Genomic DNA, 10700 nt, shown 5'->3' with positions numbered 1-10700 from the left:
TTAACAAAAATGAACAGAAATATGTAATAAAATAATTCAATTCAATAATAGTTATGTCGAAATATTAATTAACTCACTTGGTAGGTAATTTAACTCAATATAAGCGTAAACTTGAATTAATTAATAATTTATTCGTTATTTTCAAATAAGTCCCCCTTGGCCTACCCTCGCATCCAAAAACAAAAAAAATACTTTAAATTCAATCAAATGAAAATATTCACATTGATTTAAATTATCTTCCATCTTTATTCTTAACGTCTCGTTATCTTGCATTTTTTTTAGAATGAATTAGCCAAATTGCCGCTTTCCCTTAAGCGCAATAGATTTTAACTAATTGATTAATAAAAACAAAATAACAAACAAATCAATTGCTAAAATGTTAATTTTTTGATATCAAAAAGTTAATCATAATGAATGAACCCAAAAAACATAAGAATTTCTAACGATATCTATATAGTAATTTACCATTAGACTCTTATATATACCTACTTTTTCCCAATTTTTGATATATCCAACCAAATCAAATTACAGAATATTCCTAGAAAGAATTGCTTCTTTTAGCCAATACATAAAATTATCCGGCTAAATTTGACAAAATATTTTTTCCATCTCATGTAGCATTGCTTTCCAAAGAAAAGGGTAAACCATGACAAATATTCAATTACTATTACTTGCAACTAATAACATCAAAAACAACACAGAGCTAAGCCACTCTCAAGAGTCTTATGTATATCAATTTTACTATGCTAATATCGTCGGTCATTTCGATAGCATTCAAAAATTCCTTACCGTATTTAAACAGCAGACGAGTGCAACATTAGATACATCACAACAATTAACTGAGCAGCGGCAGCAGATATACTCAACAGTTGAGTATTATTTAGGCATAGCTGAAAAACGCTATATTGAAAGGAAAAAAATACTAGCCAATTAACTTATCATTACAATTGGAAAGGCCTACAAACTAAATGAGGCCTTTTATCGAAAATTTTTCTGTTAAGTGTTTATTGCTCTTGTAGCTCTAATTCAGCAATTATAGGTAGGTGGTCACTAACATTGGACCATTGAAACTCTTTACTATCCGTTGGGATTTCCATTTTTTTCACATCCCAAACTTGGCCTTTAAATGTAAAAATATGGTCAATGTCTATGGCTGGGTTTATCGCAGGCCAACTACGATAATCAACACCTTTTAACTCAACTGGGTTCCACATATAACGAATTTCTTGGATAGGCTGTTCATTAGCTGTTGAATTAAAATCTCCCGCTAATATTTTTATTGAAGCTGCAATATTATCAAATCCCGTATCCGTATCCCCAATACTCGCATCTAAAATATGGCGCACTTGCCCAATGCGAATGGTTGGATCTTTCTGCCAATCAAGGTGGGTACCCATTACAATGATTGGCGCATCAAAGCCTGGTTTTGATATCTGAGATATTAATACAACACGTTGTTCTGCATCACCTGAGGGTAAATTAATCACTTTAGATTTATCGATTTTATATTTTGATAAAATTCCCACACCGTACTCTCCACCATCAAAATCCAGAGCCTTACCAAAAGCAAAATCCATCTTATTGGCTTTAGCTATTTCTTCTAGCTGGTGAACTTTTTTACTGCGAGCTGTTTTGTTATCAATTTCAGTTAAAACAATCACATCTGCATCTATTTTTGCAATCGCTTTATTCAGCCCATCAAGGTCACTGACATCTGATGCCAACTCATTTTTACCAATGTTATAAGTGGCTACTTTAATGGTTGGTTTGTCTGAAGTGTAAACTTTATTCGGTGTTCCCCCATCCTGTACCTTCAGAATTTCAGAACCCGTCATCGTAGCCATCGCACCACAAGAAAATAAAATTGCGCTAGAAATAGCTGTTTTTAGTAATTTCATAATTTTCCCCTGTTAATATCTAATACGGCAAAATAGTGCAAGCATTCAATAAAATCCTAGCTGAACCGAATTCATCTACCTGCAGTTTTCATACATTAACAGAGAATAAAAAAGATATAGTGACCAAGCCGACAATCTTATTTCGAGAGAAAAAAAAACCACTTTTTAGCCCCCGAAATAGTGAGCAAATGCACCATTATTTACTAAGGACAAGCAAGATATTCAAAAAAACGTGATCAATAACGATAAATTAAATTTAAGCACTTTGCCTTGCTTCAAATTTATAGGGGAAAACAACCCCTTCTTTACGTTCAATGAAATCACAATCGGCATCAGCAAGCCATTTTTGTAATCTTTTCGCTGTCTCTCTAGCCATTTTACTGTAATCAATTCGTACTGAAGTCAGTGATGGGTGGATGTGATCACAATTTGAAGAGCCTTCGACGCAGGCAATCGCTAGCATTTTAGGTATCTGAATTAAACGCCTTTGGCACTCAAAAATGACACCAAGCGCGATCATTTCATGGCTACAAACCACCGCTTCAAGCTCAGGTTGGCGGGTCAGCATCTCACTAATTGCTTGGCGACCAAAATCCATCGTTGCAACATACGGAGTTGTAATACTTTGGTCTGCGCTTTGGTTATACGCCAGCATTGCTCGGTTCCAGCCACTTAGTTGCTGACTTTGCATTTTGCTGTCCATTTGAGCACCAATATAACCTATCTTCTTATACCCTTTTTGTAACATATAGTTGGTTAAAAAATTAACCGCGTCTCCAACATTACTTTTGATGTTCAACGTGACTGGATGATTAGATTCCCCCGCAACACTGACTACAGGAATATCTAAATTCTTCAAATAATTCGAAACGCTTTCTGAGTTTATCGCCCCAAAAACAATCAAAGCTGCGGGGTTGCTCTGTAATAGTGTTGATAAGACCTCAGACTCTTTTTTTTGCTGGTAATCATGGCTACCAATAACGACTTGATAACTATTTTTGTTCAGCGCTTCTTGTAAAGATTGCAGAAAAACTGAACTAGCATGATCACGCAAAGACGGAATTAAAACAGCAACAGTACGACTTTGGCCTGAAGCTAAAATACCTGCCGCTGAATTAGGTATATAACCAAGCTCTTCAACTGCGGCATTAATTTTTTCACGTAACTTATCGGATACTAATTCAGGTGTACGCAAAGCCCTAGATACCGTCATGGATCCAACACCTGCGTATTTTGCGACATCCTGCAATGTGACTCGCCCTGTATTTTTTCTTTTTCGTATTTTTTGCATGTAATACTTTTACTTAGCCTAAACTATTATTAACCCTAAGATATTCAGATCTTTGGTGGCCATTTACCCTGTACTTTTACTTTTTCTCGTGTTTTCAAACTAATACACTAAAAATAGCCAATATGATTGGCTTAAATCTAAAGAAACAGTAAAGATCACCAACTCAGGTTAACTTACCACAGGTTGAATTTGTTAATCAGCCGACAAGTGTACTCATTTCATATTTGTTCGCTATATTTTCTTAAAATGATAGCGCTATCACGAAAATGAAATATTCAACTAGATAGCGCTACCATAGAGCACTACTATTCATTCAACCATTACAAAGATAATAATTTCACTCTACCAGGAGCAACCCGATGCTAACGACATTACTGACCCCTAACGTCATTCAAGTCGTCGACAGTGCCAGTAATTGGCAAGAAGCGATAAAAATCGCCTGTAATCCATTAATTAATAATAAATTCATCGAACCGAGATATATTGATGCAATAATTCAATCACACGAAAAAATTGGCCCTTACTATGTATTAGGCCCTGGTATTGCCATGCCTCACGCACGCCCAGAAGACGGAGTAAACCAACTATCTCTTGGACTAACCGTTATTAAGCAAGGCGTTGAGTTTGGTTCCGAAGGCAATGACCCAATCAGATTATTAATTGTATTGGCAGCAACTGATAGCAATAGCCATATTGGTGCTATCGCAAAATTAGCTGAACTATTTGATAATCAAGAAGATGTAGATAACATCATGCAATCAGAAAACGTCGATGACATTCTAAAAATCATCGCTAAATACGAATAAACTCAATATTAAGGTAAACATTATGAAAATTACTGTTGTTTGTGGGAATGGTTTAGGTACCAGTCTGATGATGGAAATGAGCATCAAAAATATCTTGAAAGACTTGCAAGTTAACGCTGATGTTGACCATGTCGATTTAGGATCTGCAAAAGGCACTGTGAGTGACATCTTTGTTGGGACAAGCGATATTGCAGAACAATTAGTTGCACAACAAGTTGGTGGCGAAATCGTTGCTCTCGAAAATATGATTGATAAAGTAGCAATGAAAGAACGCCTGACTGTTGCTTTACAAAAACTTGGTGCAATGTAAGCGGAGGCACTATGTCATTTTTTCGTTTTCTGATGCAGGATGTTTTATCTGAGCCAGCCATTCTTGTGGGTTTAATCGCACTTATTGGTTTGATCGCGCAGAAAAAACCAGTAACTGAATGTATTAAAGGCACCATCAAAACCATCATGGGTTTTGTGATCTTAGGTGCTGGTGCTGGATTAGTTGTCAGCTCGCTAGGTGATTTTTCAGCTATTTTCCAACATGCTTTTGGTATTAATGGTGTGGTACCAAATAACGAAGCTATTGTTTCTATTGCACAAAAAAGCTTCGGTCGTGAAATGGCCATGATCATGTTCTTTGCGATGCTAATCAATATCTTGATTGCTCGCTTAACGCCTTGGAAATTTATTTTCCTCACAGGGCATCATACCTTATTCATGTCCATGATGATTGCGGTCATCTTAGCTACTGCGGGAATGGAAGGTACACTATTAGTCACTGTTGGCTCACTGATTGTTGGTTTTTGTATGGTCTTTTTCCCAGCAATTGCCCACCCTTACATGAAAAAAGTGACGGGTTCAGATGATGTTGCGATTGGCCATTTCTCAACGATTTCTTATGTCCTAGCAGGGTTCATTGGAAGCAAATTCGGTAATAAAGAACATTCAACAGAAGATATGAATGTCCCGAAAAGCTTACTATTTTTAAGAGATACACCTGTCGCTATCTCTTTCACCATGTTCATTATTTTTATCATTACATGCTTATTCGCAGGCGGTGATTTCGTTCGCGAAGTCAGTGGTGGTAAGAATTGGTTCATGTTCTCATTAATGCAATCTATTACATTTGCTGCGGGCGTATATATTATCCTGCAAGGTGTGCGTATGGTTATTGCAGAAATCGTCCCGGCATTTAAAGGTATTTCTGACAAATTAGTCCCTAACGCAAAACCTGCTTTAGACTGCCCAGTGGTCTTCCCATATGCACCAAACGCAGTATTAGTCGGCTTTTTAAGTAGTTTTGCTGCAGGTGTTTTGGGAATGTTCGTTCTATATGCATTAAATATGACAGTTATTATTCCAGGCGTTGTCCCTCATTTCTTCGTAGGTGCAGCTGCTGGTGTATTTGGTAATGCAACAGGCGGTCGTCGTGGCGCTATCTTGGGTGCATTCGCTCAAGGACTATTGATTACCTTCCTACCCGTATTCCTGTTACCTGTTCTTGGGGATATTGGTATTGCTAATACTACATTCAGTGACGCTGACTTTGGCGCAATCGGAATTCTATTAGGTATTATCGTCCGCTAAAACAGAACTCCCCATGGCAAATTTGCTAGCGGGGAGTTTTTTACAGCTACCCTACTTTCCCAACCAAGCAGCATCCCTAAATAAGAATTCCTGTAATAAAATCAAATCATCCGGTGTCACATGGATCATACCTTCACCAGGAACATCAATTTCAGCAATCATAAATAGAGCCAACGTGGTTAATGAAGGCAATATGAGTATCAACCAATTTTTCCCTTTTGTTCCGCGTATATTGTAGCCAATAAGGATATTTGAACAGATAGCAAAAAAGATCAGTAAAAACCAAGTGGCATTTGGAATTTGGTGTCGCCAACTTGCCATCGTCTTTTGTTGAGAAAGATAAAGGTCACTAAATGCACTTAATACAGAAGCCACAATCGGGTTTGGTGTTTGGCTGGCTTCCTTTACTGCTATTTCCCACAACTGGCTTTGCTTCTCCAAAGAAGTCATCCGCCATTGGTTATTTTCGTCACTGATACCCGACTTAAAAAACTCAATCCGAGCTTCCAAATATTGTTGAATAAGCTGTGAGGCTTTACTTCTATCATCTGTACTCAATAGCTGTGCTCGCTGGTATGCTGTACCAATAGCAATAGCTTCATTTTCTTCTGTTTGTTGGCGGTTGTTATAACCATTAATCGAAATTGATAAAACAAACCCTATCAATAAACCCAATAAAGATAAAATCGCCCCTAAAATAATTTTAGCTTCATCATCTGTCGCTTCTTCGTGGGCTGATTTACGCTTGAAAATATATTTACCGACATAAGCGGAAATAACTAACAAGATAAATGTGATCACAAATAAAAGAATGGAATCGATTGGAGAGTCATTGATCAACTCAGAAATATTGAACATTGCATTAGCTCATAAAGTTTATTTACTAATGATATAGCACAAGAACAATACAATTATCTAGGCAGTACTATTTTTTTACTAAATTTCAGATAATAACAGCAATTAGGTATCATAATACGACACCCAATTAGCTAACAATAAAGCACAAACTCACTAATGCAGTACTCCCCTAAATTAACCCTAAGTTGATTATCTATAGATATTTTCATTACAATATTTCTAAATAACCGTTAATTTTCATGATTAAATCAGGTGAGTTTTCATCCAATATATCAATATTATGCCGTTTAAATAGTGCGGCACAAACACCCATGCCAACTTTTAAATTACCATCAAACTGGCCACTATAGATATGCTGACTACCGCACGAGGGGCTATTGCTTTTAAGTACAACTAATCGCACATTCATTAGTTGGATTTTTTCTAATGCAATATGCGCACCGCGAATAAACTCCTGCGTGACATCGACATTATCGCTACCGACCACACTAGCTCGACCAGCGAGTACATCATCACCATTTCCCCCTATTATTTCTGCCGATGCTCTTGGTGTTGGTAACCCACCAAAAACTTCAGGGCAAATACTGATGACCAGACCATCCTCATAGAGTTTTTTCAAAGGGGTATATAATTGATGCTTCCCATCATATCTTACACAATACCCTAATAAACAAGCGCTTACCGCAATCATGACCAATCCTATTAGTAGTTCTAACTCTTTAAGGCGTTTCGCACGATTATATTAGACTATAAGTTCACAAAATACTTCGCGCTAATAGTGCTCGCAAAATAAATAAAACAAGAAATTAATCCCTAGTAGATATATCCACCTGAGTTAGAAAAAATGGGTTATTTGCTATCGCAGATCCAGATTATGTCATCGTTCCTTGAGATCAAGATACAAATTAATATATTCAAATAAACCAGAATAACCACATAAAAGTATAATGAGTATGATTTGTATTGCTTTGTATCGTTTATTTTTCAATACTAATACATAACCAAATATTAATAAGGCTTCAATATGTATATTAAAAAATTTATATTTGCTTTTTCATTAATTACTTTTGGGGCAGTATCTCAAGCCCAAGTTATTAATAATAATAATCCTTTAAAATATAGGCAGTTCAAAACAGATTACGCCACGATGCTTGAACTCGCGAATAAAGAACGCTTACCTTGGAGAGTCTTCTATGAAAATCCTAGCGAAGGCGCCGATTCCGAATGGTTTGATGCCGTAAAGCAGGGAGATTTAGATAAAGTAAAACAAATGGTTACTGAGGGGCAAGATATAGAAGCCAAAGACACAGGTAGCTTAGACCAAACGGCTCTGGGATGGGCTGCTTTTATTGGCGATGAAGCAATGGTTGATTATCTTATATCGCAAAATGCAAATCTTTGGGCTACCGATACAGGTGACGTATATAACGTACTAAAATCAGCAGTACTTGGTAATAATGTCAATGTTGTAAAAAAAGTCCATCAGCTAATGAAAAATGAAGTAGATTTGAATAATCAACAAATTGAAAGTGATGGTGAAACATTAATCATGATAGCTGCGAGTAATAATAGAATGGAAACGGTTAAATACTTATTATCGCAAGGTGCAGATATTAACCGAAGTACAACGACTGATGATGTGACCATGTTTTCTTATGACCAAAGTGCATTAACTTATGCATGTAAGAATAATCTTCCAGAAATGCAAAAATTCCTTATTGATAACGGCGCGTTGAATCATCGTACCGGTAAACCATCTTGCGATTAATTTATAGAAAAATTGGGTGTACCATTCTATAAATTAAATGGCCTGATTCCGGTTGAATATCGAAATCAGGCCATACAACCCGCTGACTAACAGTACACAACTTTGTGTGTGTCACTTCAAGCTTAATAGAACGAGCTTTAAATACAGTAATTATTTTAATTAATATTACTGGCTATTACGCATATCCATAATCATTTTACCATCGTAATCTGCACCAACAACAATATTAGGTACCTCACCTTTATATTTGTGTGCTTTAATTTGTTCAATCTCTAACTGTTTCCAATTGATCATTTCACGGGTAATAGTACGTTGCAATATTGCATTAGCTTCAGCTTCTTTCTGTGCAGCATACAATTTTGCATCAGCTTCTTGGCGCATAGCAAATGAGCTTGCTTGTGCATTACGCTCTCTAGCGATGGCTTGTTGTTCCGCAGACTCTCTCTCCGCTTCAGCAATAACAACCTTCTTCTGAGCTAATTCACGCTCTTTTTCTGCCTCCGCTTTTGCTTGGTTAATTTGCTCTTGACGCATTTTAGTATTAACCACTTGCTCTTGAACAACTTCAGGCAAAGTAATATCTTGGATCATGATTTCTTTTATTGTATAGCCATAAGGGGAAGCGTAACCTTGAATAGCATCACGAATAGATTCTTGTAATTTTCTTTGTGTATCTGCAGTATAAAGATCTTGCGCATTAGCGACATCTTTACCAAATTCCAAAATCGTTGAAATCAATTTTTGGCGTACATATTTATCTAAAGCTTCACTTTCGGTACCACCATTAATACGTAATACCGGAGCTTTAGCACCATCAAACTGAAGCATCACTGTAATATCAACAATAGATTTTAATTTATCTTGAGAAGGTACTCTAAGTTCTTTAAGTGATACACGGATATCTTTTGTCGAGTATGTATCAAACGTTGTAAACGGGTTAATTGGAAAATGTAAACCTGCATCATAGGCAACTGGATCAACTTTTCCTAAAAATGTTCCCACCTTAACCGAGCCATCTTGTACAATAGTGTATGAATTAATACCTACGAGACCAATAACTAGAAGTAATGCAGCGCCAACAACCAATTTAATCATTGATTTAAATTGCATGAGTTAATCCCTATCAAATTAATAATTATAGTAAAGCGCCTTATTGTCACCACTTATTTTCTAACTACAAGTCTAACATTCCTAAATTTGAAAGCACTAAATCTGTTGTTTCTATTTTGGTAAAAATGAATCGCTGAGCCATTACAGATAATTTTGTTATAAACCTAGTTTTATCCTTTTAAATTATTAATGCTTATTTTCAATCATAAAACACATGTATGATTATTTATAATCACTATCTCGTTCATTTTAAATAACATTAACCACATCAAAAAACCAAATTTATATTATTTTAAACCAATATAATAATTAAAATCAGAGTATAATTTCAATTAATGGTAAATGGAATTATTGCGATCTTGATCACTGTTGTTTTTAATTGATTAAATATAATCATTGTGACTAAAATAAATCATGGCGGAGAAAACCATGCAAATAAAAAAATCGATTGAACGTATACCTGGTGGCATGATGGTTGTGCCATTAGTACTCGGTGCCCTAATCAACACCTTTGCTCCTCAAGCCCTCGAAATCGGTGGCTTTACAACATCACTGTTTAAAAATGGTGCCCCTGCTCTTATTGGTGCATTCTTGCTTTGTATGGGTGCAGGAATTAGTTTTAAAGCGGCGCCACAAGCTTTATTACAAGGAGGTACAATTACCTTAACAAAACTAGTCGTTGCGATTGCTCTTGGTCTAGGCGTCGATTATCTCTTTGGAATGGAAGGGATTTTTGGTTTAACTGGTGTTGCAATTATTGCAGCGATGAGCAATTCAAATGGTGGCTTATATGCCGCTTTAGTTGGGGAGTTTGGTAATAAACGAGACGTTGGTGCTATCTCAATTTTATCTCTTAATGATGGGCCTTTCTTTACCATGATTGCGCTAGGCGCAGCTGGTATGGCAAATATCCCTTTAATGGCATTAGTTGCGGTTCTTGTTCCGTTAATTGTTGGCATGATCTTAGGAAATCTAGACCCACATATGCGCGATTTTCTAACAAAAGGTGGGCCAATATTAATTCCTTTCTTCGCTTTTGCACTAGGCGCAGGGATCAACTTAGAAATGCTATTACAAGGTGGACTCGCAGGTATCTTGCTCGGTGTGCTGACTACGTTTGTTGGCGGCTGGTTTAATATTCGAGCAGACCGTCTAGTAGGAGGTTCAGGTATCGCAGGCGCTGCTGCCTCAAGTACCGCAGGAAATGCAGTGGCAACACCACTCGCTATCGCACAAGCCGACCCATCCTTAGAGGCTATTGCGCTTTCTGCGGCTCCTTTGATTGCTGCATCCGTGATCACCACCGCTATTCTAACCCCTATCCTGACCTCTTGGGTTGCTAAACGTCAACAAGCAAGACATCCCCAACAAACTGAAGAGTAAGGAGTTAT

General features: G+C 36.8%; 11 protein-coding genes. 6 read left to right on the top strand and 5 right to left on the bottom strand.

The window, feature by feature from the left end; all coding sequences use genetic code 11:
- The first annotated feature begins 646 nt into the window (after positions 1-646).
- Positions 647-934: a hypothetical protein gene (locus PR800_RS02405; protein ID WP_102139251.1), complete on the top strand. Its 288-nt coding sequence runs from the start codon at positions 647-649 to the stop codon at positions 932-934.
- A 70-nt stretch (positions 935-1004) separates the two neighbouring features.
- Here PR800_RS02405 and PR800_RS02400 read toward each other — a convergent pair whose 3' ends face one another.
- The gene (locus PR800_RS02400) at positions 1005-1898 is read right to left on the bottom strand and encodes an endonuclease/exonuclease/phosphatase family protein (protein WP_272530130.1); all 894 of its coding nucleotides are present in this window, start codon (positions 1896-1898) and stop codon (positions 1005-1007) included.
- 256 nt (positions 1899-2154) lie between these two features.
- Positions 2155-3189 carry a LacI family DNA-binding transcriptional regulator gene (locus PR800_RS02395; RefSeq protein ID WP_272530129.1) on the bottom strand — a complete coding sequence of 345 codons (1035 nt, stop codon included), beginning with the start codon at positions 3187-3189 and terminating at the stop codon, positions 2155-2157.
- A gap of 359 nt (positions 3190-3548) precedes the next feature.
- Here PR800_RS02395 and PR800_RS02390 point away from each other — a divergent pair, with 359 nt between their 5' ends.
- Genes PR800_RS02390 through PR800_RS02380 form a run of 3 tightly spaced genes read left to right on the top strand, consistent with a single transcriptional unit; the run spans position 3549 to position 5573 of the window.
- Positions 3549-3995, top strand: coding sequence for a PTS sugar transporter subunit IIA (locus PR800_RS02390; RefSeq protein WP_102139254.1), 447 nt, complete (start codon positions 3549-3551; stop codon positions 3993-3995).
- A gap of 22 nt (positions 3996-4017) precedes the next feature.
- Positions 4018-4305, top strand: a complete 288-nt coding sequence (locus tag PR800_RS02385) for a PTS sugar transporter subunit IIB (protein ID WP_102139255.1) — start codon at positions 4018-4020, stop codon at positions 4303-4305.
- Between the two features lie 11 nt (positions 4306-4316).
- On the top strand, positions 4317-5573 hold the full coding sequence (locus PR800_RS02380) for a PTS ascorbate transporter subunit IIC (protein ID WP_036958647.1): 1257 nt from the start codon (positions 4317-4319) through the stop codon (positions 5571-5573).
- Between the two features lie 51 nt (positions 5574-5624).
- Here the strand turns inward: PR800_RS02380 and PR800_RS02375 are convergent, their stop codons facing one another.
- Entirely contained in the window at positions 5625-6431 is an 807-nt protein-coding gene (locus PR800_RS02375) for a bestrophin-like domain (protein ID WP_181489852.1), read from the bottom strand.
- 208 nt (positions 6432-6639) lie between these two features.
- Positions 6640-7122, bottom strand: a complete 483-nt coding sequence (locus PR800_RS02370) for a DUF523 domain-containing protein (protein ID WP_272530128.1) — start codon at positions 7120-7122, stop codon at positions 6640-6642.
- Between the two features lie 333 nt (positions 7123-7455).
- On the opposite strand from PR800_RS02370, the gene PR800_RS02365 reads away from it, so the two are divergent.
- The gene (locus tag PR800_RS02365) at positions 7456-8199 is read left to right on the top strand and encodes an ankyrin repeat domain-containing protein (RefSeq protein WP_272530126.1); all 744 of its coding nucleotides are present in this window, start codon (positions 7456-7458) and stop codon (positions 8197-8199) included.
- A 165-nt stretch (positions 8200-8364) separates the two neighbouring features.
- On the opposite strand, the gene PR800_RS02360 is transcribed toward PR800_RS02365, so the two are convergent.
- Entirely contained in the window at positions 8365-9309 is a 945-nt protein-coding gene (locus PR800_RS02360) for an SPFH domain-containing protein (protein WP_004263460.1), read from the bottom strand.
- Between the two features lie 429 nt (positions 9310-9738).
- Here PR800_RS02360 and PR800_RS02355 point away from each other — a divergent pair, with 429 nt between their 5' ends.
- Positions 9739-10692, top strand: a complete 954-nt coding sequence (locus tag PR800_RS02355) for a 2-keto-3-deoxygluconate permease 1 (protein ID WP_096863928.1) — start codon at positions 9739-9741, stop codon at positions 10690-10692.
- The last annotated feature ends 8 nt before the right edge of the window (positions 10693-10700 follow it).

The organism is Providencia sp. PROV205 (assembly GCF_028479505.1).
In the GTDB taxonomy this organism is placed as follows: Bacteria; Pseudomonadota; Gammaproteobacteria; order Enterobacterales; family Enterobacteriaceae; genus Providencia; species Providencia huaxiensis.
This window is presented reverse-complemented; position numbering and strand designations above follow the sequence as displayed.

Excerpts from the sequence above, each read along its gene's own strand:
- PR800_RS02390 (WP_102139254.1), top strand. The coding sequence starts at position 3,549 with ATGCTAACGACATTACTGACCCCTAACGTCATTCAAGTCGTCGACAGT.
- PR800_RS02370 (WP_272530128.1), bottom strand. The coding sequence starts at position 7,122 with ATGATTGCGGTAAGCGCTTGTTTATTAGGGTATTGTGTAAGATATGAT.
- PR800_RS02355 (WP_096863928.1), top strand. The coding sequence starts at position 9,739 with ATGCAAATAAAAAAATCGATTGAACGTATACCTGGTGGCATGATGGTT.
- PR800_RS02385 (WP_102139255.1), top strand. The coding sequence starts at position 4,018 with ATGAAAATTACTGTTGTTTGTGGGAATGGTTTAGGTACCAGTCTGATG.
- PR800_RS02395 (WP_272530129.1), bottom strand. The coding sequence starts at position 3,189 with ATGCAAAAAATACGAAAAAGAAAAAATACAGGGCGAGTCACATTGCAG.
- PR800_RS02405 (WP_102139251.1), top strand. The coding sequence starts at position 647 with ATGACAAATATTCAATTACTATTACTTGCAACTAATAACATCAAAAAC.
- PR800_RS02365 (WP_272530126.1), top strand. The coding sequence starts at position 7,456 with ATGTATATTAAAAAATTTATATTTGCTTTTTCATTAATTACTTTTGGG.
- PR800_RS02375 (WP_181489852.1), bottom strand. The coding sequence starts at position 6,431 with ATGTTCAATATTTCTGAGTTGATCAATGACTCTCCAATCGATTCCATT.
- PR800_RS02380 (WP_036958647.1), top strand. The coding sequence starts at position 4,317 with ATGTCATTTTTTCGTTTTCTGATGCAGGATGTTTTATCTGAGCCAGCC.
- PR800_RS02360 (WP_004263460.1), bottom strand. The coding sequence starts at position 9,309 with ATGCAATTTAAATCAATGATTAAATTGGTTGTTGGCGCTGCATTACTT.
- PR800_RS02400 (WP_272530130.1), bottom strand. The coding sequence starts at position 1,898 with ATGAAATTACTAAAAACAGCTATTTCTAGCGCAATTTTATTTTCTTGT.